Consider the following 24084-nt stretch of genomic DNA (forward strand, 5'->3'; position numbering starts at 1 on the left):
CCCGCCCCGGCCGGCACCACCGTCTACGTGAGGAGTTTCCATGGCGAACTACACCGCCACTGAGATCAAGGCCCTGCGCGAGCGCACCGGCGCCGGCATGCTCGACGTCAAGAAGGCGCTCGACGAGGCCGACGGCGACCTCCAGAAGGCGCAGGAGATCATCCGCGTCAAGGGCCTGAAGGGCGTCACCAAGCGCGAGGGCCGGGCCACGGCCGAGGGCCTCGTCGCCGCGCGCGTCGAGGGCACCGTCGGATACATGGTCGAGGTCAACTCCGAGACCGACTTCGTGGCGAAGTCCGCCCCGTTCGTCGAGTTCGGCAACAAGGTGCTCGACGCCGCCGTGGCCGCCGACGCCACCACCCTCGAGGCCCTCATGGACGCCCAGGTCGACGGCAAGGCCGTCGCCGAGCTCGTCACCGAGACCGGTGCCCTGCTCGGCGAGAAGGTCGTCGTCCGCCGCATCGCCCGCGTCGAGGGCGACAACGTGGCCGTCTACCTCCACAAGACGTCCAAGGACCTCCCGGCGCAGGTCGGCGTGCTGCTCGCCGTCGCCGGCGCCGACGCCGGGCAGGTCGCCCACGACGTCGCCGTGCACATCGCCGCGATGTCCCCGACGTTCCTGTCCCAGGAGGACGTGCCCGCCGAGACCGTCGAGTCGGAGAAGCGCGTCGCCGAGGAGACCGCTCGCGCCGAGGGCAAGCCGGAGAAGATCCTCCCGAACATCATCAACGGCCGGCTCAAGGGCTACTTCAAGGACGTCGTCCTGCTCGAGCAGGACTTCGCCAAGGACTCCAAGAAGACCGTCGGCAAGGTGCTCGAGGAGGCCGGCGCGACCGCCACGGCCTTCGCCCGCTTCCGCGTCGGCGCCTGACCGGTCCCGTCCGGGCGCCCTGCGCCCGCCCCGCGAAGGAGGCGCCCCTGCACCGCAGGGGCGCCTCCTTCGTCGTTCCCGCTCCGACCTGCGGCGACGCCCGCAGGGCCCGGGGGGAGGGCATCGGGGGACAGGCGTGTTCTGTATGCTGAGGTAGGCCCGGCCCCGAGCCAGCTGCACCCTCGCGGGGTCGAGCCGTCCACGCTGCTCCGTCGTCGCCGGGAGGAACCATGCCCACCACTTCTGCGTCCGAGATCAAGGACGAGGCCCTGCGCCTGAGCAGGGACCCGCGGGTCGCCCCCACCCGGCGCCGGGTGCTGCTCAAGCTCTCGGGCGAGGTCTTCGGCGGCGGCTCCATCGGGGTGGACACGCGCGTGGTCCGCGACATCGCCGAGCAGATCGCGGCCACCGTGGGCCAGGTCGAGACCGCGATCGTGGTGGGCGGCGGCAACTTCTTCCGCGGCGCCGAGCTCTCCCAGGCCGGCATGGACCGCTCCCGGGCGGACTACATGGGGATGCTCGGCACCGTCATGAACTGCCTGGCGCTGCAGGACTTCCTGGAGCAGTGCGGGGTCGACACCCGCGTGCAGTCCGCGATCAAGATGGAGCAGGTGGCCGAGGTCTACATCCCGCGCCGGGCCATCCGCCACATGGAGAAGGACCGTGTCGTGATCTTCGGCGCCGGTGCCGGACTGCCCTACTTCTCGACCGACACCGTCGCGGCCCAGCGCGCCCTCGAGGTCCACGCGGACGAGGTCCTCATGGCGAAGAACGGGGTGGACGGCGTCTACACCGCGGATCCCCGCATCAACCCGGACGCCCAGCGGCTGACCACCCTCACCTACGGCGAGGCCCTGGCGCGCGACATCCGGGTCATGGACCAGACGGCCTTCAGCCTGTGCCGCGACAACGACGTGACGATGCGCGTGTTCGGCATGGAGGGCGAGGGCAACGTGACCCGCGCCATCCTCGGGGAGCAGATCGGCACCCTCGTCACCGCGTGAGCCGGGGCAGGACGACCCCCGGTTAGACTGGGGCCAGCACGGCCGGGCCGCGCGGCGACCGCGCGGCGACCGGCCGGACCGACCCCGCGCGGAGGAGTCCGTGCGCCACGACGAAGGAGCCCCTACGTGATCTCAGAGACCATGTCCGAAGCGAAGACCAAGATGGGCAAGGCCGTGGACGGCGCCAAGGAGGACTTCGCCGCGGTCCGCACGGGCCGGGCCAACCCGTCCCTCTTCTCGAGCGTGCTGGTCGATTACTACGGCACTCCCACCCCGCTCCAACAGCTCGCGTCCTTCCAGAACCCGGAGGCGCGCACGCTGCTCATCACGCCGTACGACCGCTCCGCCCTGAACGACATCGAGAAGGCGCTGCGCAACTCGGACATCGGGGCGAACCCCGCCAACGACGGCAACGTCATCCGCGTGGTCATGCCGGAGCTGACGCAGGAGCGGCGCAAGGAGTACGTCAAGGTCGTCGGCCACAAGGCCGAGGAGGCGCGGGTCTCCGTGCGCAACATCCGCCGGCACGCCAAGGACCTGATCGAGAAGGCCGTCAAGGACGGCGACATCGGCGAGGACGAGGGCAAGCGCGCGGAGAAGGACCTCGACGCCTCGACCAAGAAGCACATCGACCAGATCGACGAGATGCTCAAGAACAAGGAAGCGGAGCTGCTGCAGGTCTGATGCCGCACCAGCGACGACCGCACCAGGAGACGAAGGCTTCCTCCGGCACCGCCGGGGGGGCCTTCTCCCCACGGGCCCAGCAGGAGCCCGCCCCGGGCGGCGCCGTGACGAACCCCGCCACGCCGGGGCGCCGGCACACCGCCCCCTCGCGCGCCGGCCGGAACCTGCCGGCCGCCGTGGGCGTCGCCGTGGTGCTCATCGGGACCCTGCTCGTCGGGCTGTTCGTCCAGCCCCTCGTCCTGGCGCTCTTCGCCGGGACGGCGGCGGGGATCGGCGTCTGGGAGGTCGGGCGGTCGCTGCGCTACCGCGGCATCGCCATTCCGCGCGTGCCGGCGGTGACCGCGGGCGTGCTGATGCCCGTCGCCGCGTTCGCCGGTGGCGGCGAGGCGCTCATGATGGCCGTGATCGTGGGGCTGACGCTCGTGATCGTGTGGCGGGCCCTGGGGGACCGGGACGGCATGGTCCTGTCGATCATGGGATCCGTCTTCGCCCTGGTGTGGGTGGGCTTCCTGCTCAGCATCGCCCTGCTGCTCTACCACACCGAGGCGGGCCCCCTGAAGGTGCTCACCGTGATCCTGCTGGCCATCGGCTCGGACACGTGCGGCTACGCCGTGGGTGTGGTCTGGGGTCGCCATCCCATGGCGCCGCGGATCAGCCCCAAGAAGTCCTGGGAGGGCTTCGCCGGCTCGCTGGGCGGCTCGGTGGTCATCGGCATCCTGTGCGCCGTCCTGCTGCTCGACCACGCCTGGTGGGAGGGCGCCGTGCTGGCCGGTGTCCTCGTGCTCGCCGCCACCCTCGGCGACTTCTCCGAGTCCATGGTCAAGCGCGAGCTGGGGATCAAGGACATGGGCACCCTCCTGCCCGGCCACGGGGGAGTGATGGACAGGATCGACTCCATCCTCTTCGCCGTCCCCGCCGGGTACCTGCTCTTCGCGCTCTTCGCCGCGGGCGCCTGATCCGGGCGTCCAGGACCCGCAGCACATGCCCTCCGAGAGCCCGGCAGCCCGGAAGCCCACCGCCCGCATCCCCCGGTGCGCCCAGGGCGAGCGCGGCTACGACGTCGCCCAGGTGGACGAGTTCCTGGCCGCCGTGCACGCGGCCCTCGCGAGCGCCCCGCACGAGCCCGGGGACCCGGCCCGTGGCCTGAACAGCACGCAGGTGCGCGCCACGGTCTTCGCCGGCGCACGGGGCGGCTACCGGCCGGAGGCCGTCGACGCGCTCCTGGACGCGGCCGAGGACGCGCTCGCCGCCGCCGAGCGCGAGCGGTGCCTGCGCGCGAGGGGCCCCGAGGCCTGGCAGGAGCACCTCGACGACCTGACCCGGCTGCTGCGGAACCGTCTCGACCGGCCGCGCACCCAGCGCTTCCGGCGCCCCTCCCGGCCCCGGGCCCCGGGCTACTCCGCGGCCCACGTGGACGTCCTGTGCGAGCGCCTCGGATCCCGGCTGGAGGGCGCGGCCCCCCTCGAGCCGGCCGAGCTGCGGAGGGCCGTCTTCCCGCCCGCGCAGGGCGAACGCAGCTACGAGGAGCAACAGGTGGACGCCTTCCTGGACCGCGCCGTCCAGCTCCTCCTGGCCTCTCGCTGAACCGAGGCCCCGAAGCCTCTGTGTATACATGCTGGATCAGGCAACGTCCAGAAACGCCGTTCGATGTCACAGACGACGCCTGAAAGCGAAGTTTTCGGTGATTCACCTTGCTCCTGTGCATACAACGGCCTAGTGTGGGCCGCATCACATGAGGAGGTAGCCCATGTCCAACCAGCCACCCATCGACGCCGACGACCTCGTCGCCGACGTCGACTTCCCCGCGGCCCAGCGGTCGCCCGAGTTCCAGGAGCTGCGGAAGACCCACCGCGGCTTCGTCTTCCCGCTCGCCGTCGTCTTCCTGGTCTGGTACCTGCTGTACGTGGTGCTCGCCATGTACGTGCCGCAGCTGTTCGCCATCCAGGTCGTCGGCAACGTCAACCTGGGCGTCGTCCTGGGTCTGCTCCAGTTCGTCACGACCTTCGCGATCACGGGCGCCTACGTGTCCTTCGCCAACCGCAAGCTGGACCCGAAAGCCACGGCCATCCGCGAGCGCCTCGAGCCCGAACTCGGCACTCCCGGCGGCGCCCACGGACAGGAGAACTGATCGATGAGCACCCTGCACACCGCGCTCGCGCCCATGGCGACGACCACCACGGAGACGGTCGGGACGCCCTGGATCAACATCTCCATCTTCGGCGCGTTCGTCGTCGTCACGATGGTCATCGTCCTCCGGGCCTCCAAGTCGACGGCCACGGCGGCCGACTACTACGCCGGCGGCCGCGGCTTCAGCGGCACCCAGAACGGCCTGGCCATCGCGGGCGACTACCTCTCGGCGGCGTCCTTCCTGGGCATCGTCGGCGCGATCGCGATCCAGGGCTACGACGGGTTCCTGTACTCGATCGGCTTCCTGGTGGCCTGGCTCGTGGCGCTGCTGCTGATCGCCGAGCTCCTGCGCAACACCGGCAAGTTCACGATGGCGGACGTGCTGTCCTTCCGCCTGCGCCAGCGCCCCGTCCGCGTGGCGGCGTCCATCTCCACCCTCGCCGTGTCCGCGTTCTACCTGCTGGCGCAGATGGCCGGTGCGGGTGCCCTGGTGTCGCTGCTGCTGGGCATCGGCTCGCGGGCGGGGCAGTCGCTGGTGATCGTGGTCGTGGGCGTGCTCATGATCGTCTACGTCCTCGTGGGCGGCATGAAGGGCACCACCTACGTGCAGATCATCAAGGCGGTCCTGCTCGTCTCGGGCGTGGCGGTCATGACCGTCTGGATCCTGGCGCTGTACGGCTTCAACTTCTCCTCGCTGCTCGGTGACGCGGTCGCCGTCTCCGGCAACCCGGCCATCCTCGAGCCGGGACTGAAGTACGGCGTGAGCGAGACCAGCAAGCTCGACTTCATCTCCCTGGGCCTGGCCCTCGTCTTCGGCGCCGCGGGCCTGCCCCACGTGCTGATGCGCTTCTACACGGTGCCCACGGCCAAGGAGGCCCGCACCTCGGTGGTCTGGGCGATCGCGCTGATCGGCCTGTTCTACCTGTTCACCCTGATCCTGGGCTTCGGCGCGGCGGCCCTCATCGGCGCCGAGCGGATCCAGGCGGCACCGGGCGGCGTGAACTCCGCGGCCCCGCTGCTGGCGTTCGAGCTCGGTGGTTCGCTGCTGATGGGCATCATCGCGGCGGTGGCCTTCGCCACGATCCTCGCGGTCGTCGCCGGCCTGGCCATCACGGCCTCGGCGTCCTTCGCCCACGACATCTACACGAGCGTCATCAAGAAGGGCGACTCGGACCCCCGCAAGGAGCTGAAGGTCGCCAAGACCACCGTGGTGGTCATCGGCCTGGTGTCCATCGCGGGCGGCATCGGCGCACAGGGCCAGAACGTCGCCTTCCTCGTGGCGCTCGCCTTCGCGGTCGCGGCCTCGGCGAACCTGCCGACCATCCTGTACTCCCTGTACTGGCGTCGCTTCACCACCCGCGGCGCCGTCTGGTCCATGTACGGCGGCCTGATCATGTCCGTGGGGCTCATCGTCTTCTCCCCGGTCATGTCCGGTGCCGAGACGTCGATGATCCCGACGGCCGACTTCGCGTGGTTCCCGCTGCAGAACCCGGGCCTCGTCTCGATCCCGGCCTCCTTCCTCCTGGGCTTCATCGGCTCCATGACGGAGCGCCGCCTCGAGGACCCGGTCAAGCAGTCCGAGATGGAGGTGCGCTCGCTCACAGGCATCGGTGCCGAGAAGCCCGTCGCCCACTGAGTCGAACTCCGCTCCCACCTGGGACGACCCCCGGCCCGCCCGAAGCTCCGGCTTCCGGCGGGCCGGGCCGTTTCCCGGAGACCTCCCAATTTTTCGCTAAAGTAAAAAGACAGCGAGCTGACCGTCGGCTACTGTGGGTAACGAAGCCGGTTCAGGGTATTCCAGGGATACTGGCCGGTTGCGTACACTAAAAGTCCCTCCCGGGACGGATAAGGAGCAATCATGGGAATCATCGGTTGGATCGTCCTCGGCCTCATCGCCGGCGCCCTCGCGAAGCTCATCATGCCGGGCAACCAGGGTGGCGGAATCATCGTCACCATGATCCTCGGCATCGTCGGCGCCCTCCTCGGAGGCTTCATCGGCTCGGCGCTGTTCGGCGTCGACATCAGCACCTTCTTCTCGCTGACCACCTGGCTCCTCGCCATCGGCGGCGCGCTCATCGTGCTGCTCATCTGGGGCCTGATCACCGGCCGCAAGGGCCGCGCCACGCACTGACCCGACCTCACCGGTCCGCGAGGCCCCGTCCACCGTTCCCGGTGGACGGGGCCTCGTCGCGTCCGCGCCCGGGGCGGCGCACCGCCGCGGCACCGGTCCTGGGCGGCCTCCGAGGGATACTGGGGCCATGACGCCCCTCGCCTCCTCGCCCCGCACCCGTCAGACGCCCGAGCTGCAGGCCCTGGTCGCCGCCGGTCCCCGCAGGATCAGCGTCCTCGGCTCGACGGGCTCCATCGGCACCCAGGCGCTCGACGTCGTGCGGGCCGCGCGCGAACTCGAGGGGCAGCCCCCGTTCACCGTGGTCGCCCTCGCCGCCGGACGGAGCCGCCTCGAGCTGCTGGCCGACCAGGCCGTCGAGACCCGCGCCGCGCTCGTGGCCACGAGCGGCACCGGCGAGGACGCCGCCCGGCTGGCCCGCCTGATCGCGGAGCGGGCCACGTCCGCCCGGGCGGGGGACTACCGCCCCGAGATCGAGCACGGCCCCGACGCCGCGTCCACGGCCGCCGCCCATCCCGGCGCGGAACTCGTGCTCAACGGCATCACCGGCTCCATCGGGCTCGCCCCCACGCTGGCGGCGCTGCGGGCCGGGCACAAGCTCGCCCTGGCGAACAAGGAGTCGCTGATCGCCGGCGGCGCCCTCGTCAAGGCGGCCGCCGCGGCCACCGGGGACCCGGACGCGCTGATCCCCGTGGACTCCGAGCACTCCGCGCTCGCGCAGGCGTTGCGCGGCGGCTCCGCCGGGGAGGTGGACCGGCTCGTGCTGACGGCCTCCGGCGGCCCGTTCCGCGGCCGGTCCCGGGCGGAGCTCGAGACGGTCACGCCGGCGGACGCGCTGCGCCACCCGACGTGGGACATGGGCCTGATGGTGACGACCAACTCGGCGTCCATGGTGAACAAGGCCCTCGAGGTGCTCGAGGCCCACCTGCTCTTCGAGGTGCCCCTCGAGCGGATCGACGTGGTGGTCCACCCGCAGTCGGTGGTCCACTCCATGGTCCAGTTCGTGGACGGCTCCACCCTCGCCCAGGCCTCGCCCCCGGACATGCGCCTGCCCATCGCCCTCGGTCTGGCCTGGCCCCACCGGGTGCCCGGCGCGGCCCTGCCGTGCGACTGGACGCGCGCCACCGAGTGGACCTTCGAGCCCCTCGACCCCGTGGCGTTCCCCGCCGTCGAGCTCATCAAGGCGGCGGGGGAGCGGGGCGGGACGTTCCCCGCCGTGTTCAACGCGGCCAACGAGGAGGCGGTGCACGCCTTCCACGACGGCCGCATCCGGTTCCCGGCCATCGTGGACACGGTCGCGGCGGTGCTGGACGAGCACGACGACGACGGCCCGCTGGAGCTCGAGGCCGTCCTGGCGGCCGAGCGCCGGGCCCGCCGCCGGGCCCGCGAGGTCCTCGCCGGCTGACCGGGCGCCTCCGCCCGGGCGCCCGCACCGGGGCACCGGACCCCGGCGCCGCCGTGCTAGTCTGTCCGCCGGATGACGAGTCCCAGCACGAAGCCCTGGCTTGCTGGGCGGCAACCCTCTCCCGTAGTGGGGTGCCCCAGGTGAACCATCCGGCCACGGCCGACGACGGTCGGCGGCAAGTACGGCTCGACGCCCACCGCGCCCTTCCGCGCGCCGATCGGCCGTCGCCGCCGGATCCCGGCCCTGGTGGAACCTCCGACACCTACGGACCCACGGAAAGGCACCACATGCGATCGCAGCGCCTCCCCCTCCTCGCCCTGGCCACGACCCTCGGCCTCACCCTCACCGCCTGCGGCGGCTCCGCCGGGGAGTCCTCCGGCGAGGGCGTCCTCGCCGACGACAAGGTCACCATCGGTGTCGTGGGCACCGACCCGACCCACGACGCCCTCAAGAAGCTGGCCGAGGAGCAGGGCATCACCGTCGAGTACGTCGACTTCTCCGACTACAACCAGCCGAACCCCGCCACCGAGTCCGGCGACGTGGAGATGACCTGGTTCCAGCACATCCCGTTCCTCGCGGACTACAACAACTCGGCCGGGGGCTCGATCACCCCGATCGGCTCGACCTCGATCTACCCGCTGGGCCTGTACTCCAACCAGTACGACTCCGTCGAGCAGTTCCAGAAGGGCGACGAGATCGCGGTGCCCAACGACGCCGTGAACCTCTCCCGCGCCCTGCTCGTCCTCGAGTCCGCGGGCCTGGTCGAGCTGACCTCCGACACCCTCATCCCCACCGAGCTCGACGTCGACACCGAGGCCTCGACGGTGAAGGTCACCCCGGTCTCCGCGGAGCAGACGGTGCTCTCGCTGGACTCGGTGGCCGGCTCGGTCATCAACAACGACTTCCTCTCGCGGGCGGACATCGACCCGAAGTCGGCGCTCGCCCAGGACGACCCCGAGGCCGAGGGCTCGCGCGCCTATGTCAACCTCTTCACCACGACCGAGGAGCTCGCCGACGACGAGACCCTCCAGCAGGTGGCCGGCCTCTACCACGAGGAGCCCGTGCTCGAGGCCGAGATGACGGAGACGAAGGACACCGCCGTGCCGCTGCAGCTGGAGCAGCAGGAGCTGCAGGAGCTGACCGAGCGCTACCAGCAGGAGCTCAAGGACCAGGAGCAGTGAGCGCGGCGGTCCCCGCCGGGCCGCCCTCACCCGGGCGCCCGGACGAGGTGCTCGTCCGCTTCAGCAACGTCTCCAAGACCTTCCGCACCGGCTCGGGGCGGGCGGCGCGGGAGGTGCTCGCGGTCGACGACGTCAGCCTCGACGTCCGCCGCGGCGAGATCTTCGGCGTGATCGGCTACTCCGGGGCCGGCAAGTCCACCCTGGTGCGCCTGATCAACGGGCTCGAGCCCGTGTCCTCGGGCTCCCTGACCGTGGAGGGCTTCGAGGTGGCCGGCCGGCGCGAGACCGAGCTGGCGCCCGTGCGGCAGGAGATCGGCATGATCTTCCAGCAGTTCAACCTCTTCACCTCCCGCACCGTCGCCGGCAACGTCGAGTACCCGCTCAAGCGGGCCGGCTGGCCCAAGGAGAAGCGCAGGGCCCGGGTGGCCGAGCTGCTCGAGTTCGTGGGCCTGTCCGCGCGGGCCCGCAACTACCCGGAGCAGCTCTCCGGCGGGCAGAAGCAGCGCGTGGGCATCGCCCGCGCCCTGGCGACCAGTCCGAAGCTGCTCCTGGCCGACGAGTCGACGAGCGCCCTCGACCCGGAGACCACGCAGGAGGTGCTCCAGGTGCTGCAGCGGGTCAACCGGGAACTGGGGATCACCATCGTGATCATCACCCACGAGATGGACGTGGTCCGGGCGATCGCCGACCGGGTGGCCGTGATGCAGGACGGGAAGGTCGTGGAGCACGGCTCCACCGTGGACATCTTCGCCCGGCCCCGCACCGAGACCGCCCGCCGCTTCGTCTCCTCCGTCCTGCACTCGGTGCCCGACGCCCGCGAGGTGGAGCGGCTGCGCCGCGCCCACCGCGGCCGCCTGGTGATCGTGGACGTCGGCGACGGCGTGGACATCGGCGGGGTGCTCTCCGACGGCGCCGCCCGCGGAGTCCGCTTCACCATCGCCTACGGCGGGATCAGCGTGCTCCAGGAGCAGTCCTTCGGGTCCCTGACCTTCGAGCTGACGGGCGAGGACGCGGCTGTGCAGGCCGTGGTCGACGAGATGTCCCGCATCACGACCCTGAGAGAGGTGGCCGCGTGAACGACTGGTCCGTCCTGGGACCCGAGCTGCTGGCCGCGCTCGGGGAGACCCTCTACATGGTGGCCGTCACGCTGCTGCTCGCCGGTGCGCTCGGACTGCTCGTGGGCGTGGGCCTCTACGTCACCCGCCGCGGCAACATCCTGGAGAACCGCGCGGTCCACGAGGGGCTCAACCTCGTGGTGAACTTCGTCCGGCCGATCCCGTTCATCATCCTGCTGGCCGCGCTCGGACCGGTGACCCAGGAGGTCGTCGGGACCCGGCTCGGGCCCAACGCGGCGATCTTCGCGATGACCATCGGGGCGATGTTCGCGGTGGCGCGCATCGTGGAGCAGAACCTCATGAGCGTGGACCCCGGCGTCGTCGAGGCCGCCCGCTCCATGGGGGTCTCCCGCGCCAGGATCATCACCACGGTGATCCTGCCCGAGGCGCTGGGCCCCCTCGTGCTCGGCTACACCTTCCTGGTCATCGGCATCACGGACATGTCCGCGATGGCCGGGGCCATCGGCGCCGGCGGCCTGGGCGACTTCGCCCTGCGGCTGGGCTACCAGCGGTTCAACGACGAGGTCACGTGGGCGGCGGTCGCCGTCATCGTGGTCCTGGTCCAGCTCGTGCAGGTGGTGGGCAACAGACTGGCCCGGCGGATCCTGCGCCGCTGAGGCAGGCCGCCCGCGCGCCCCGCGACGGCCGGTGCGTCTCCTCCGGGAGGCGCACCGGCCGTCGTCGTGCACTGGTGCGCCTGCCACGCACCGTCCAGGATGGTGGTGCAGACTGGTCCTCGCCGTGCCGAGCGCACGGACCCGCCGTCCCCGGCGCCCGCCGGGGACCTTCGACGATCCCGGGAGGTCCGACGGATGGGCGTCGCGCTGTTCCTCGTGGGCGTGCTGCTGGCCGCGGTCGCCATCGCGGTCTCCATCGCCCTCCACGAGATCGGCCACCTGGTGCCGGCCAAGCTCTTCGGCGTGCGCGTCACGCAGTACATGGTCGGCTTCGGGCGCACCGTGTTCTCCCGCCGGCGGGGCGAGACGGAGTACGGGCTCAAGGCGGTCCCGCTGGGCGGCTACATCTCGATGGTGGGGATGTACCCGCCGGCGAGTGAGGGCGCGACGGCCCGGGCCTCGAGCACCGGCGTGTTCCAGCAGCTGGCGGCCGAGGCGCGCGGCGCCGCCGCCGACCAGCTCGCCCCCGGGGACGAGGACCGCGTGTTCTACCGCCTGCCCGTGTGGAAGCGGATCGTCATCATGCTCGGCGGCCCGGTGATGAACCTGCTGCTCGGTGCCCTGTGCCTCGCCGTCCTGCTCTCCGGCTTCGGGACGGCGACGCCCACCACCACGGTCGCGTGGGTCTCCGAGTGCGTGGTCACCGCCGAGCGCCAGACCGCCGGGCAGACCGAGTGCCGCCCGGAGGACCCGCAGGCCCCCGCGAACGCCGCGGGCCTGCGCCCCGGGGACGTCGTCACGGCCGTCGACGGCGCCCCGGTCGCCTCCTGGGACGAACTCACCGGCCGCATCCGCGACCGGGCCGGGGAGCGGATCCCGGTGGTGGTCGAGCGGGACGGGCGGACCGTGTCCACCGAGCTCACCCCGATCCTGTCCTCGCGTCCCGTGCTCGACGGCTCCGGGGCCGCGGTGACCGGGGAGGACGGCGCCCCCCGCTACGAGGAGGTCGGCTTCATCGGGATCAGCCCCACCACCGAGCCCGTCCGGCAGCCGCTGACCGCGGTGCCCGGGGCGGTTCTCGACGGGCTGCAGCAGATCGCCGGAGTCGTCCTGCACCTGCCGCAGCGGATCTACGAGGTCGCGGAGGCTGCGTTCTCCGACGCGCCGCGGGACCCCGACGGGCCGATCTCCGTGGTGGGGGTCGGCCGGATCTCGGGGGAGATCGCCGCGCACGAGGAGATCGCGCTGCGGGACAAGGCCGCCTCCCTCGTGGGGCTGGTCGGCTCCGTCAACCTGGCGCTGTTCGTGTTCAACCTGCTCCCGCTGCTGCCGCTCGACGGCGGGCACGTCGCCGGGGCCCTGTGGGAGGCGCTGCGGCGGGGGAGCGCGCGGCTGCTCGGCCGGCGCGACCCCGGCCCGTTCGACCCCGCCCGGCTGCTGCCGGTGACCTACGCGGTGGCCGTGCTGATGATCGGGATGTCCGTCCTGCTGGTCTACGCGGACATCGTCAAGCCGGTCCGGCTCTTCTGAGCACTTCCCGGGGGCCCCGGGGGCGGCGCCGCGGGGCGTTCGGCGAGGGAGGAATTCCGCCCCGCGCGCCGGGGTCGGCTCCGGTGCATGGGGCACAATGGGAACCGGCGACGGCCCCGGTGACGGGGTCCCGGCGCCACCGCTCCAGATCCTGCCCTCGATTCCTCGGAGGAACTCCTTGACCCCGGTCAGCCTCGGCATGCCCGCCGCGCCCCAGCCCGTCCTCTCCCCGCGCCGGAAGACCCGGCAGATCCGGGTCGGGTCCGTGGGCGTCGGCTCCGACTCGCCGGTGAGCGTGCAGTCCATGACGACCACCCCCACCACGGACATCAACGCCACCCTGCAGCAGATCGCCGAGCTCAACGCCACCGGCTGCGACATCGTCCGGGTGGCGTGCCCGTCCCAGGACGACGCCGACGCCCTGCCGATCATCGCCATGAAGTCCCCGATCCCGGTGATCGCCGACATCCACTTCCAGCCGAAGTACGTCTACGCCGCCATCGAGGCCGGGTGCGCGGCCGTGCGCGTGAACCCGGGCAACATCCGCAAGTTCGACGACCAGGTCGGGCAGATCGCCCGCGAGGCGAAGGCCGCCGGGGTGTCCATCCGGATCGGCGTGAACGCGGGCTCGCTCGACCAGCGGATCATGGACAAGTACGGCAAGGCCACCCCCGAGGCCCTCGTGGAGTCCGCGGTGTGGGAGGCGTCCCTGTTCGAGGAGCACGACTTCCACGACTTCAAGATCTCCGTGAAGCACAACGACCCGGTCACCATGGTCCGGGCCTACCAGCTGCTCGCCGAGCGCGGGGACTGGCCCCTGCACCTCGGCGTGACCGAGGCCGGCCCCGCCTTCCAGGGCACCATCAAGTCCGCCACCGCCTTCGGCGCCCTGCTCTCCCAGGGCATCGGCGACACCATCAGGGTCTCGCTCTCGGCGCCGCCCGTCGAGGAGGTCAAGGTCGGCAACCAGATCCTGCAGTCCCTCGGCCTGCGCCCGCGCAAGCTCGAGATCGTCTCCTGCCCCTCGTGCGGCCGCGCGCAGGTGGACGTCTACACCCTCGCGGACGAGGTGACGGCGGGCCTCGAGGGACTCACGGTCCCGCTGCGGGTGGCCGTGATGGGCTGCGTCGTCAACGGGCCGGGCGAGGCGCGCGAGGCCGACCTCGGCGTGGCCTCCGGCAACGGCAAGGGCCAGATCTTCGTCAAGGGCGAGGTCGTGAAGACCGTCCCCGAGGACCGGATCGTCGAGACCCTCATCGAGGAGGCCAACCGCATCGCCGCCGAGATGGAGACGGACGAGAACGGGGAGACCACGGCGGGCAGTCCCGTCGTGAGCGTCAGCTGACGGGCCGGTGACGGGCGGTTGAGGACGCAGCGGAGGACGGCGCCGCGGCTGGTGCCGGCAGGGGAGGTCGATCCGGCGCAGCTGGACCGGCTGCTCGGGGCGGATCCGGTCGCCCACGCCTTCGTGGCCGCCCACGTCGAGTCGTACCGCCGGAGCATGGGCTCGCGGATCCCGCCCGTGGTCGGCACGGCCGGCCCGGACGGGCAGCTGACCGGTGCCTGCTGGGTGGGCACGAACGTGGTGCCCGTGGCCCTGGACGCCCAGGGCCTGGACCTCGTCGGCGGTCACCTGCGACGGGGCGGGTCCCGGCACGCCTCGCTGTTCGGCCCCGCCGAGCTCGTGCTCGGGCTGTGGTCCCGGGTGGAGCGGTCCTGGCCCCGGCCCTTCGACCTGCGCCCCGTCCAGCCCCTGCTGGCCATCGACCGCGACCCGGCGACCCCGCCGCACCCCGGTGTCCGCGTCGCCCGGCCCGAGGACCTCCCCGCCGTGCTCCCGGCGAGCGCCGCCATGTTCGAGGAGGAGGTGGGCTACTCCCCGTACACGGGCGGTGACCGCGGGTACCGGGACCGGGTGTCCGCGCTCGTCGAGGCGGGGCGCTGCCTCGTGCTCACCGACGACCGCGGCCGCGTGGTGTTCAAGGCCGATCTCGGCTCGGTGGTGCGCGGGGTGGCGCAGGTGCAGGGCGTGTGGGTCGACCCGTCGCACCGCGGCCGGGGACTGGCGGCCCCCTGCATGGCCGCCGCAGTGCGCCTGGCCCGGCTGAACACGCCGGTGGTCAGCCTCTACGTCAACGACTACAACGTCCGGGCCCTGGCCACGTACCGGCGGGTGGGCTTCGAGCGGGTCGGGACCTTCGCCACCGTGCTGCTCTGAGGCCGCACGGGACGCCCGTCCCGGCGCGGCGGGCCGGGCGGGGGGTGTAGATTTGACCGGAATCAGCGGCGCCGTCGGCACCGCCCACCCTTTTGACGCCCGGGCCCGGCCGCACCTCGCCGCGCTCCCCGGGAGAAACGGAGCCCACGTGGCGCTGCGCCTCTCCTCCCTGTTCCTGCGGACTCTTCGCGAAGACCCGGTCGACGCCGAGGTGGACAGCCACAAGCTGCTCGTCCGTGCCGGCTACATCCGCCGCGCCGCCCCGGGCATCTACACCTGGCTGCCGATGGGCCTGCGGGTGCTCGGGAAGGTCGAGCGGGTGGTGCGCGAGGAGATGGACGCGATCGGGGCCCAGGAGGTGCACTTCCCGGCGCTGCTGCCGCGCGAGCCCTACGAGGTCACCGACCGCTGGACCGACTACGGCGAGAACCTCTTCCGCCTGAAGGACCGCAAGGACGCGGACTACCTCCTCGCGCCCACGCACGAGGAGATGTTCACGCTGCTCGTGAAGGACCTGTACTCGTCCTACAAGGACCTGCCGGTCACCCTGTACCAGATCCAGACGAAGTACCGGGACGAGGCCCGCCCCCGGGCCGGGCTCCTGCGCGGGCGCGAGTTCGTCATGAAGGACTCCTACTCCTTCGACGTCGACGACGCCGGGCTCGAGGAGTCCTACAACCGGCACAGGGAGGCCTACGTCCGGATCTTCGAGCGTCTCGGCCTGCCCGTGGTCGCCGTCTCGGCCCAGTCCGGGGCCATGGGCGGCTCCCGCTCCGAGGAGTTCCTGCACCCCACGGTCATCGGGGAGGACACGTTCGTGCGCTCGCCCGCGGGCTACGCCGCCAACGTCGAGGCGGTGACCACCGTGGTGCCCGAGGAGCGCGAGCTCGCCGGTGCCCCGGAGGCGCGGGTGCTCGAGACGCCGAACAGTCCCACGATCGGCACGCTCGTGGACCGTTCGAACGAGCTGCACCCGCGTGCCGAGGGGCCCTGGACCGCCGCCGACACCCTCAAGAACGTGGTCCTCGCGGTCGTCCTGCCCGACGGCGCGCGACGGCTCGTGGCGGTGGGCCTGCCCGGCGACCGCGCCGTGGACCTCAAGCGCATCGAGGCCGGCATCGGCGCCGCCCTGGACGTCTCCGGCGAGGTGCTGGTGGAGCAGGCCGGCGACGACGACCTGCGCGCCTGCCCCCTGCTGGTGAAGGGCTACATCGGTCCGGGCCTGTCCCTCGACCAGGCCGTGCTCGGCGAGGAGTCCTCGACCGGGATCCCCTTCTTCGTGGACCCGCGCGTGGTCCGCGGCACCCGCTGGGTCACCGGGGCCAACGTGGCCGGCCAGCACGTCTACGACCTCACGGCCGGGCGCGACTTCGCCTGGGACGGCGTCCTCGAGTGCGCCGAGGTCCGGGCGGGCGACCCCGCCCCGGACGGCTCGGGTCCCCTCGAGGCGGCCCGCGGCATCGAGATGGGCCACATCTTCCAGCTGGGCCGCAAGTACGCGGAGGCGCTGGGGCTGAAGGTCCTGGACCGCAACGGCAAGCTCGTCACCGTGACCATGGGCTCCTACGGGATCGGCGTCACCCGGGCGGTGGCCGCCCTGGCCGAGGCCTACCACGACGACAAGGGCCTGATCTGGCCGCGCCAGGTCGCCCCGGCGGACGTGCACGTGGTCGCCACCGGCAAGGGCCCGGAGGTGCTGGAGGAGGCCGAGAAGGTCGTGGCCGAGCTCGAGGCGGAGGGGCTCGACGTGCTCTTCGACGACCGGCCCAAGGTCTCCCCGGGCGTGAAGTTCGGCGACGCCGAGCTGCTCGGCGTGCCCACCGTGCTGGTGGTCGGCCGCGGGCTCAAGGACGGCCTCCTCGAGCTCAAGGACCGCGCGAGCGGGAGCGCCGAGGACGTGGCCCGCGAGGGCGTCGCCGCGGTGGTCGCCGCAGCCGTGCGCGGCTGAGCCCGTGCAGGGGCTCGAGGCCTGGCTCGGGCCCTCCGGCCTGGAGCAGACGGAGCCCGGCGTCGTCGCCCTGCTGGTGGTCGCCGGGCTCGCCGCGGGCTTCGTCGACGCCGTGGTCGGCGGCGGCGGTCTGCTGCAGCTGCCCGTGGTGCTGATGGTCCCGGGGATCAGCCCCGTCCAGGCCCTGGCCACCAACAAGATGGGCTCCGTGTTCGGCACCGCCACGAGCGCCGTGACGTTCTACCGCCGCACGTCCCCCGACCTGCGCACGGCCCTGCCCATGGCCGGCGTCGCGCTGGTCGGCAGCTTCGGCGGGGCGGCGCTCGCCGCGTCCCTGCCCGAGGAGGTCTTCCGGCCGATCATCCTCGCCGCGCTCGTGGCCGTGCTCCTGTTCACCGTGGCGCGGCCGACCGTCGGGCAGCTCACCGAGCTGCGCCACAGCGGGGCGCGGCACTACGGTACCGCGATGGTCATCGGCACCGTCATCGGCTTCTACGACGGCGTGATGGGGCCGGGCACCGGCTCGTTCCTCGTCATCGCCATGATCACGCTGCTGGGCTACAGCTTCCTGGCCGCGAGCGCCAAGGCGAAGATCGTCAACCTCGCCACCAACGTGGGCGCGCTCGTCTTCTTCTTCGGCCACGGGTCCGTGCTGTGGGGCCTGGGACTCGTCCTGGGGCTGTCCAACATGCTGGGCGGCTACCTCGGGGCGCGCACCGCCGTGGCCCGCGGCAGCCGCTTCATCCGGGTCGTGTTCCTCACCGTGGTCTCGCTGCTCATCCTCAAGCTGGGCGTCGACGTCCTGCGGGGGTCCTGAGCCGCCCGCCGGTCCCGGCCGGGAGACTCACGGCGACGGCTCGTCGCGGACCACCCCGGGCAGGGCGTCGACGTCCCCGGTGAGCCCGGCGCGCAGCCCGGTCGCGCGCTCGAGCGCCACGAGCGCCCAGCACCGCGTGCCGGCGTCCCCCCGTGCGAGGACGTGCGCGGCGGCCTCCTGCACGTCCCGGGCCGCCGTGGCCGCGACCCGGCCGGGGTGCTCCCGCACGTCGCCGGGCAGGACGTAGGCGCCCGCCGGCAGCCCGGGCTCGGCCGCGAGCACCTGCCGGGCGGACGGGGCCTCCAGGAGGTCCTCGACGTCCTGCCGGCCCCGGGCCAGCAGCTCGGCGGAACCGGGCGGGAGCGCCCCGGCGCGGGCGGCCAGGGCCTCGAAGGCGTAGTCGGCACGGTCCAGCGCCGACCACAGGACGGCGCCGGGGGCGGTCGTCCCGCCGGGTGCGGGCTCCCCGGCGGCGTCGCACAGATCGGTGCCGTCCGGCGCCGGGGGCTCGGGCCCGTCCAGCTGCCGGGCCGCCGTCTCGCGGGAGACCGCCGCGGCGGCCAGCACCCGCGCCAGGGCCGGGTCCTCGGCGGTGAGGGCGTCCTCGGCCAGGGCCGTCGCCGTCGTGCGCAGCGCACCGGACGCCGTGGTGCCCGGGTCCCGGGCGTCCGCGGGGGACGGGTGCCGGGCACGGGCGGCGGCGCTCGTGCGGTCGTCGGGCGCGGGTCCGAGGGCCTCGAGCTGCCGGGTCAGGTCGGCGCGCACGTCCGCCCGCCGCTCGGCGGGCGCGGGGCCGGGGACCGGGGTCCCGAGCATCGCCTCGGTGCGCAGCCACGCGTCGGCGCGCACGACCTCGTCCGGGGGCACCGGGCGGGCGGAGTCCAGCCACCACGCCCCGGTGGCGCCGGTCACGAGCAGGACGCCCAGCAGCAGCGGGAGCGCCCGGGGGGAGGGCGTGCGGGAGTCGGTCACCGGGAGGCTCCTGGGGGACGGGCTGGGGAGAGCGGGGGGGCCGGGTTCATCATAGGATCTCCAGGACCGATCCCGTCGTCCCGACAGCACGAGGAGACCCCGTGAGCGAGCGCAGCACCCCCGGACCCGACGACCCCCGGCGGCTGGCCGAGCTGATCGGCCCGGCGGTGGAGGAGTCGGGGCTGGTCCTGGAGGACGTCGCCCTGAAGCCGACCGGCACCGGTCTCGTGCTCCAGGTGCTCGTGGACCTCCCGGAGGACAGCACCGACAGCGTGGACATCGACCGGATCGCCGCGGTCTCCCGAGCCGTGTCCGACCTGCTCGACCGCACGGATCCCGTGCCGGGCTCCGCCTACGAGCTGGAGGTCTCCTCCCCGGGGGCCACCCGGGAGCTCGCCGCGCCGCGGCACTGGCGGCGCTCGATCGGCCGGCTGGTGCGCGTCACCCCGGTGGAGGGCGAGAAGTTCACGGCCCGCCTGCTCGAGGTCGAGCAGGACGGCGTGGTCCTGCAGCGCAGCCACCAGGTGAAGAAGGGCATGCCGCCCCGGCTGCTCGACCCGGAGCGCTGGGCCTTCGACGCCGTGCGCCGCGCCAAGGTGGAGGTCGAGTTCACCGACTGACGGGCCGCCCGGACCCGGCACGAGTGTAAGATGTGCCGTTGACGCCGCGGCGCCCACCGGCGCCGCGGTCCGCAGTGCGACGACAACCGAGTGCGACGACGAGTGCGCGAGCACGACCCGTGGCGGCGCCCCGTCATCCCCGACGGCGCGCTCTTCCGTCCCCGGGGGTCGACAGGCGAGGAAGGCCGGACATGGACATCGATATGAGCACCCTCCGACTGCTGGAGCGTGAGCGCGACATCCCCGTGGACCTGCTCATTCCCACCATCGAGCAGGCCCTCCTGCTGGCGTACCACAAGACCGCCGGTGCGCTGCCGGGGGCGCGCGCCGAGATCGAGCGCCGGACCGGCCACGTCACCATCTGGGCCCCGGAGCTGGACGCGGACGGCGAGGCGGTCGGGGAGTTCGACGACACCCCGGCCGGCTTCGGGCGGATCGCCGCCTCCACGGCGCGCCAGGTCATCCTGCAGCGGCTGCGCGATGTCGAGGACGACGCCGTGCTGGGCCACTTCAAGGGCCGGGAGGGCGAGATCGTCTCCGGGCAGATCCAGCAGGGGCACAACCCCCACATGGTGCAGGTGGACCTCGGCACCGTGGAGGGCGTGCTGCCCCCGCACGAGCAGGCCCCCGGCGAGAAGTACCCCCACGGCGCCCGCATCCGCGCCTTCGTGGTCGAGGTCAAGCGCGGCATGAAGGGCCCGTCCATCACGCTGTCCCGCTCCCACCCGGACCTGGTGCGCCGCCTGTTCGAGATGGAGGTGCCGGAGATCGCCGACGGCACCGTGGAGATCATGGCGATCGCCCGCGAGGCCGGGCACCGCACGAAGATCGCCGTGCGCGCCACCCAGTCCGGGATCAACGCCAAGGGCGCCTGCATCGGGGAGATGGGCTCCCGCGTGCGCGCCGTGATGAACGAGCTGCACGACGAGAAGATCGACATCGTCGACTGGTCGGACGACCCCGCCCGCTGCATCGCCAACGCCCTGTCCCCGGCCAAGGTGTCCCGGGTGACCGTGCTCGACGAGCGGGCCCGCTCCTCCCGCGCCGTCGTCCCCGACACCCAGCTGTCCCTGGCCATCGGCAAGGAGGGCCAGAACGCCCGCCTGGCCGCGAAACTGACCGGTTGGAAGATCGACATCGTCCCCGAGTCGAAGGCCGCCGAGCGCGGCTGAGCCCCGGTTCGGCGGGACCGGCGCCCCGGCCCCCGGGCCGGGCCCGGGATCCCGCCCGCCCCCGGTTTCGGCCCAGGGCGGTCCCCGGGATAGACTGGACAGCGGTCAGATCGTTGGTGGTCCCTGTCCGGCGCCGGCTCCCGGCCCGCACGGGACGTCCCCGACGTCCCGGCGCGAGACGAGGAGTACTGAGCGAGTGAGTGCAGACTCCCGTCGCACGTGCATCGGATGCCGGACCACCGAACACCCTGACCAGCTCGTACGTGTGGTGACCGAACCGGGCGACAGCGGCCTCCGGGCCGTGGTCGACCGGACCGGGCGCCTCGGCGGTCGCGGAGCCTGGCTCCACCCCTCCCACGAGTGCCTGGACTCGGCCCTGCGCCGGCGCGCCTTCCGGCGCGCGTTCCGGGCAGTCGTGGACACGGAGGCGATCGCCCCCGAGTTGGACGCCCTGCTGTCCCCGACGGACAGCCCGGCGACCGGGCGCACGAGTGCCGACCACAGCCGTCCCCGGACGGCAGCCCGCGCGGTCCGACCGGACCGGTGACCACGTCCGTACGCGGGTGAAGAACTGGAAAGCGAGTCAGAGAACCGATGGAAAACCGATGAGTGCCCAGCGATGAGTGCTTCGTTGTGCTCTGCCAACGGCCTCCCGCGACCCCGCGCCGTCCTCGACGGCCGACGCTCCGGGAGCCTCAACGGAAAATAAGTGGTTCGTACCTGTTTCGGTGCGGACCGAGACAGGAGAGAAGTGGCCAAGCCCCGCGTTCACGAGCTCGCGAAAGAGCTCGGAATAACGTCCAAGGAAGCGATTTCCACGCTTCAGACCCTGGGTGAGTTCGTCCGAGGCGCGTCCTCGACCGTCGAACCGCCCGTCGCCAAGAAGCTGCGCTCGGCTCTCGCCGGCAAGGCTGAGAAGTCCGCCCCGGCCGCCGCGGCACCGGCCGGCAAGCCCGCGTCGAAGCCCAGCACGTCGTCCAGGCCCGGCAGCACCGCGCCCGCCCCGGGCCCGGCCGCCGCCAAGCCCGCCGAGAAGGCAGCGGAGAAGGCGCCCGAGAAGGCCGCCGAGCAGAAACCTGCCGAGGAGGCGCCCGAGCAGAAGCCCGCCGAGCAGTCCTCGGCCCCGGAGGGGTCCGCGCCGCAGCGCCCCGCGTCCCCGGGCGCCAAGGCACCCGCCCCGGCCCCGCGCCCGGGCAACAACCCGTTCGCCAGCCAGCAGGGCATGGGCCGCAGCGGGGCGCCCCGCCCGGGCTCGGCCGCGCCGCGCCCGGGAGGCACCGCGCCCCGTCCGGGCTCGGCCGCACCCCGTCCGGGTGCTCCGCGCCCGGCCGGCCCGCGCCCGGGCAACAACCCGTTCGCCGCCCAGCAGGGCATGCGCTCGGGCCGTCCCGAGCGCCAGGGCGGTCCCCGTCCCCAGGGTCAGGGCCAGGGCCAGGGCGGTCCCCGTCCGCAGGGCCAGGGCCAGGGTCAGGGCGGCCCCCGTCCGCAGGGCCAGGGCGGTCCCCGTCCCCAGGGCGGCCCCCGCCCGGGCGGGGCGCGCCCCAGCCCGAACATGATGCCCGGCCACACCACCGGCGTGGCCCCGATCGGCTCCCGGCCGGCCGGCGGCGGCGCAGGCCCCCGCCGCGGCGGTCCCGGTGGCGGCGGGGGCGGGTTCTCCCGTCCCGGCGGCGGCCCCGGCCGCGGTGGCCGCGGCGGCACCCAGGGCGCCTTCGGGCGCGGCGGTGCCCGCGGCAAGCAGCGCAAGTCCAAGCGGGCGAAGCGCCAGGAGCTCGAGCAGATGAAGGCCCCGTCCGTCGGCGGCGTCGCCGTGCCCCACGGCGACGGCACCACGGTGGTGCGGCTGCGCCGCGGCGCGTCCCTGACGGACTTCGCCGAGAAGATCAACGCGAACCCGGCCTCCCTCGTCACGGTGCTCATCCACCTCGGCGAGATGGCCACGCAGACGCAGTCCCTCGACGAGGAGACCTTCCAGCTGCTGGGCGCCGAGCTCGGGTACAGGATCCAGGTGGTCTCGCCGGAGGACGAGGAGCGCGAGCTCTTCGAGTCCTTCGACATCGACCTGGACGCCGAGGCCGCGGCCGAGGGCGAGGACGTCCTGGAGGCCCGCCCGCCGGTCGTCACCGTCATGGGCCACGTCGACCACGGCAAGACCCGCCTGCTCGACGCCATCCGCAACACGAAGGTGACCGAGGGGGAGGCCGGTGGCATCACCCAGCACATCGGCGCCTACCAGATCGACACCGAGCTGGACGGCCAGGAGCGGCAGATCACGTTCATCGACACCCCGGGCCACGAGGCGTTCACCGCCATGCGTGCCCGCGGTGCCCAGGTGACGGACATCGCCGTGCTCGTGGTCGCCGCGGACGACGGCGTCATGCCGCAGACGATCGAGGCGCTCAACCACGCCCAGGCCGCCGGCGTGCCGATCGTGGTGGCGGTCAACAAGGTCGACAAGCCCGAGGCGAACCCGGAGAAGATCCGCGGCCAGCTCACCGAGTACGGCCTGGTCCCCGAGGAGTACGGCGGCGACACCATGTTCGTCGACGTCTCCGCGCGCCAGAACCTCAACATCGACGAGCTGCTGGACGCGATCGTGCTGACCGCGGACGGCGCGCTCGAGCTGACGGCGAACCCGAACAAGGACGCCCGCGGCGTGGCGATCGAGGCGAACCTGGACAAGGGCCGCGGCGCGGTCTCGACCGTGCTCGTGCAGTCCGGCACGCTGCGCGTCGGCGACGCGATCGTCGCCGGTGCCGCCTACGGGCGCGTGCGCGCCATGTTCGACGAGAACGGCCAGGCCGTCGAGGAGGCCGGTCCCTCGCGCCCCGTGCAGGTGCTGGGTCTGGACTCCGTGCCCCGGGCCGGTGACACGTTCCTCTCCACCCCGGAGGAGCGCACCGCGCGCCAGATCGCCGAGAAGCGCCAGGCGGCGGACCGCAACGCCCTGCTCGCCAAGCGCCGCAAGCGGATCACGCTCGAGTCCTTCGACGAGGCCGTGGCCGCCGGCAAGATCGACACGCTCAACCTCATCATCAAGGGCGACGTGTCCGGTGCCGTGGAGGCGCTCGAGGACTCGCTGCTCAAGATCGACGTGGGCGAGGAGGTCCAGCTGCGCGTCATCCACCGCGGCGTCGGCGCCATCACCCAGAACGACGTCAACCTGGCGACCGTGGACAACGCGATCATCATCGGCTTCAACGTCCGTCCCGCCGAGCGCGTGACGGAACTGGCCGACCGCGAGGGCGTCGAGATGAAGTTCTACTCGGTGATCTACAACGCCATCGACGACGTCGAGAGCGCGCTCAAGGGCATGCTCAAGCCGGAGTACGAGGAGGTGGAGCTCGGCACCGCCGAGATCCGCGAGGTGTACCGGTCCTCCAAGTGGGGCAACATCGCCGGTGCCTACATCACCAAGGGCACCATCCGCCGCAACTCCAAGGCCCGGCTCGTCCGGGACGGCAACGTGGTGGCGGACAACCTCACGATCGACTCGCTGCGCCGGTTCAAGGACGACGCGACCGAGGTCCGCGAGGGCTACGAGTGCGGTATCGGACTCGGCTCCTTCAACGACATCCACGAGGGCGACCTCATCGAGACGTGGGAGATGCGCGAGAAGCCGCGCGCCTGACCCGTCCCGAGTCCCGTGCCGCGAGCACGGGGCACCCGCGGCGG

The 24084-nt window shown here is 72.7% G+C and carries 22 protein-coding genes and 1 riboswitch; of the genes, 21 read left to right on the forward strand and 1 reads right to left on the reverse strand.

The window, feature by feature from the left end:
* Positions 1–40 precede the first annotated feature (40 nt).
* The 17 genes from tsf to ACH9D2_RS19110 all read left to right on the forward strand — a co-directional run bounded on the left by tsf (position 41) and on the right by ACH9D2_RS19110 (position 17645).
* The gene (gene tsf / locus ACH9D2_RS19030; RefSeq protein ID WP_396364397.1) at positions 41–871 is read left to right on the forward strand and encodes a translation elongation factor Ts; all 831 of its coding nucleotides are present in this window, start codon (positions 41–43) and stop codon (positions 869–871) included.
* 230 nt (positions 872–1101) lie between these two features.
* The gene (gene pyrH, locus ACH9D2_RS19035; RefSeq protein ID WP_396364398.1) at positions 1102–1875 is read left to right on the forward strand and encodes a UMP kinase; all 774 of its coding nucleotides are present in this window, start codon (positions 1102–1104) and stop codon (positions 1873–1875) included.
* A 126-nt stretch (positions 1876–2001) separates the two neighbouring features.
* Positions 2002–2559 carry a ribosome recycling factor gene (gene frr / locus ACH9D2_RS19040; protein WP_396364399.1) on the forward strand — a complete coding sequence of 186 codons (558 nt, stop codon included), beginning with the start codon at positions 2002–2004 and terminating at the stop codon, positions 2557–2559.
* Positions 2559–3515, forward strand: a complete 957-nt coding sequence (locus ACH9D2_RS19045) for a phosphatidate cytidylyltransferase (RefSeq protein ID WP_396364400.1) — start codon at positions 2559–2561, stop codon at positions 3513–3515. The genes frr and ACH9D2_RS19045 overlap by 1 nt, the downstream gene beginning before the upstream one ends.
* A 25-nt stretch (positions 3516–3540) precedes the next feature.
* Positions 3541–4143: a DivIVA domain-containing protein gene (locus ACH9D2_RS19050; RefSeq protein WP_396364401.1), complete on the forward strand. Its 603-nt coding sequence runs from the start codon at positions 3541–3543 to the stop codon at positions 4141–4143.
* 163 nt (positions 4144–4306) lie between these two features.
* Entirely contained in the window at positions 4307–4687 is a 381-nt protein-coding gene (locus ACH9D2_RS19055) for a DUF485 domain-containing protein (protein ID WP_396364402.1), read from the forward strand.
* A 3-nt stretch (positions 4688–4690) separates the two neighbouring features.
* On the forward strand, positions 4691–6322 hold the full coding sequence (locus tag ACH9D2_RS19060; RefSeq protein WP_396364403.1) for a sodium:solute symporter family transporter: 1632 nt from the start codon (positions 4691–4693) through the stop codon (positions 6320–6322).
* 222 nt (positions 6323–6544) lie between these two features.
* Positions 6545–6817: a GlsB/YeaQ/YmgE family stress response membrane protein gene (locus ACH9D2_RS19065; RefSeq protein ID WP_396364404.1), complete on the forward strand. Its 273-nt coding sequence runs from the start codon at positions 6545–6547 to the stop codon at positions 6815–6817.
* Between the two features lie 127 nt (positions 6818–6944).
* Positions 6945–8219 (forward strand): 1-deoxy-D-xylulose-5-phosphate reductoisomerase, encoded by a 1275-nt coding sequence (gene dxr, locus ACH9D2_RS19070; protein ID WP_396364405.1) that lies wholly within the window; start codon positions 6945–6947, stop codon positions 8217–8219.
* 71 nt (positions 8220–8290) lie between these two features.
* A riboswitch (SAM riboswitch) is annotated at positions 8291–8407 on the forward strand.
* Positions 8408–8506: 99 nt separating this feature from the next.
* Entirely contained in the window at positions 8507–9400 is an 894-nt protein-coding gene (locus ACH9D2_RS19075) for a MetQ/NlpA family ABC transporter substrate-binding protein (protein ID WP_396364406.1), read from the forward strand.
* The gene (locus ACH9D2_RS19080) at positions 9397–10476 is read left to right on the forward strand and encodes a methionine ABC transporter ATP-binding protein (protein ID WP_396364407.1); all 1080 of its coding nucleotides are present in this window, start codon (positions 9397–9399) and stop codon (positions 10474–10476) included. Before ACH9D2_RS19075 ends, ACH9D2_RS19080 begins: the two co-directional genes overlap by 4 nt.
* Positions 10477–10532: 56 nt before the next feature.
* Positions 10533–11132, forward strand: coding sequence for a methionine ABC transporter permease (locus tag ACH9D2_RS19085; RefSeq protein ID WP_396364417.1), 600 nt, complete (start codon positions 10533–10535; stop codon positions 11130–11132).
* A 195-nt stretch (positions 11133–11327) separates the two neighbouring features.
* Positions 11328–12662 (forward strand): M50 family metallopeptidase, encoded by a 1335-nt coding sequence (locus tag ACH9D2_RS19090; RefSeq protein WP_396364408.1) that lies wholly within the window; start codon positions 11328–11330, stop codon positions 12660–12662.
* 178 nt (positions 12663–12840) lie between these two features.
* Positions 12841–14007 (forward strand): flavodoxin-dependent (E)-4-hydroxy-3-methylbut-2-enyl-diphosphate synthase, encoded by a 1167-nt coding sequence (gene ispG, locus ACH9D2_RS19095; protein WP_396364409.1) that lies wholly within the window; start codon positions 12841–12843, stop codon positions 14005–14007.
* 51 nt (positions 14008–14058) lie between these two features.
* Positions 14059–14880: a GNAT family N-acetyltransferase gene (locus ACH9D2_RS19100; RefSeq protein ID WP_396364410.1), complete on the forward strand. Its 822-nt coding sequence runs from the start codon at positions 14059–14061 to the stop codon at positions 14878–14880.
* A gap of 148 nt (positions 14881–15028) precedes the next feature.
* Positions 15029–16828: a proline--tRNA ligase gene (locus ACH9D2_RS19105; protein ID WP_396364411.1), complete on the forward strand. Its 1800-nt coding sequence runs from the start codon at positions 15029–15031 to the stop codon at positions 16826–16828.
* A gap of 40 nt (positions 16829–16868) precedes the next feature.
* A complete protein-coding gene (locus ACH9D2_RS19110; protein WP_396364418.1) occupies positions 16869–17645 on the forward strand; it encodes a TSUP family transporter in 777 nt (258 codons plus the stop codon).
* A 27-nt stretch (positions 17646–17672) separates the two neighbouring features.
* On the opposite strand, the gene ACH9D2_RS19115 is transcribed toward ACH9D2_RS19110, so the two are convergent.
* Complete coding sequence (locus ACH9D2_RS19115) at positions 17673–18617, reverse strand: hypothetical protein (RefSeq protein WP_396364412.1); 945 nt, start codon at positions 18615–18617, stop codon at positions 17673–17675.
* Between the two features lie 101 nt (positions 18618–18718).
* Here ACH9D2_RS19115 and ACH9D2_RS19120 point away from each other — a divergent pair, with 101 nt between their 5' ends.
* The 4 genes from ACH9D2_RS19120 (at position 18719) to infB (ending at position 24040) form a co-directional block, all read left to right on the forward strand.
* On the forward strand, positions 18719–19237 hold the full coding sequence (locus tag ACH9D2_RS19120; RefSeq protein ID WP_396364413.1) for a ribosome maturation factor RimP: 519 nt from the start codon (positions 18719–18721) through the stop codon (positions 19235–19237).
* Positions 19238–19428: 191 nt separating this feature from the next.
* On the forward strand, positions 19429–20409 hold the full coding sequence (gene nusA / locus ACH9D2_RS19125) for a transcription termination factor NusA (RefSeq protein ID WP_396364414.1): 981 nt from the start codon (positions 19429–19431) through the stop codon (positions 20407–20409).
* 196 nt (positions 20410–20605) lie between these two features.
* Positions 20606–20956 carry a YlxR family protein gene (locus ACH9D2_RS19130; protein WP_396364415.1) on the forward strand — a complete coding sequence of 117 codons (351 nt, stop codon included), beginning with the start codon at positions 20606–20608 and terminating at the stop codon, positions 20954–20956.
* A 204-nt stretch (positions 20957–21160) separates the two neighbouring features.
* A complete protein-coding gene (gene infB, locus ACH9D2_RS19135) occupies positions 21161–24040 on the forward strand; it encodes a translation initiation factor IF-2 (RefSeq protein WP_396364416.1) in 2880 nt (959 codons plus the stop codon).
* Positions 24041–24084 lie beyond the last annotated feature (44 nt).

The sequence above is a fragment of the Kocuria rhizosphaericola genome (assembly GCF_044462205.1).
GTDB lineage: Bacteria > Actinomycetota > Actinomycetes > Actinomycetales > Micrococcaceae > Kocuria > Kocuria rhizosphaericola.

Bases quoted from the DNA above. Each gene is read 5' to 3' on its own strand.
- dxr (WP_396364405.1), top strand. From the start codon at position 6,945: ATGACGCCCCTCGCCTCCTCGCCCCGCACCCGTCAGACGCCCGAGCTG.
- ACH9D2_RS19050 (WP_396364401.1), top strand. From the start codon at position 3,541: ATGCCCTCCGAGAGCCCGGCAGCCCGGAAGCCCACCGCCCGCATCCCC.
- pyrH (WP_396364398.1), top strand. From the start codon at position 1,102: ATGCCCACCACTTCTGCGTCCGAGATCAAGGACGAGGCCCTGCGCCTG.
- ACH9D2_RS19085 (WP_396364417.1), top strand. From the start codon at position 10,533: ATGGTGGCCGTCACGCTGCTGCTCGCCGGTGCGCTCGGACTGCTCGTG.
- ACH9D2_RS19065 (WP_396364404.1), top strand. From the start codon at position 6,545: ATGGGAATCATCGGTTGGATCGTCCTCGGCCTCATCGCCGGCGCCCTC.
- ACH9D2_RS19055 (WP_396364402.1), top strand. From the start codon at position 4,307: ATGTCCAACCAGCCACCCATCGACGCCGACGACCTCGTCGCCGACGTC.
- ACH9D2_RS19075 (WP_396364406.1), top strand. From the start codon at position 8,507: ATGCGATCGCAGCGCCTCCCCCTCCTCGCCCTGGCCACGACCCTCGGC.
- nusA (WP_396364414.1), top strand. From the start codon at position 19,429: ATGGACATCGATATGAGCACCCTCCGACTGCTGGAGCGTGAGCGCGAC.
- tsf (WP_396364397.1), top strand. From the start codon at position 41: ATGGCGAACTACACCGCCACTGAGATCAAGGCCCTGCGCGAGCGCACC.
- ACH9D2_RS19060 (WP_396364403.1), top strand. From the start codon at position 4,691: ATGAGCACCCTGCACACCGCGCTCGCGCCCATGGCGACGACCACCACG.
- ACH9D2_RS19045 (WP_396364400.1), top strand. From the start codon at position 2,559: ATGCCGCACCAGCGACGACCGCACCAGGAGACGAAGGCTTCCTCCGGC.
- ACH9D2_RS19090 (WP_396364408.1), top strand. From the start codon at position 11,328: ATGGGCGTCGCGCTGTTCCTCGTGGGCGTGCTGCTGGCCGCGGTCGCC.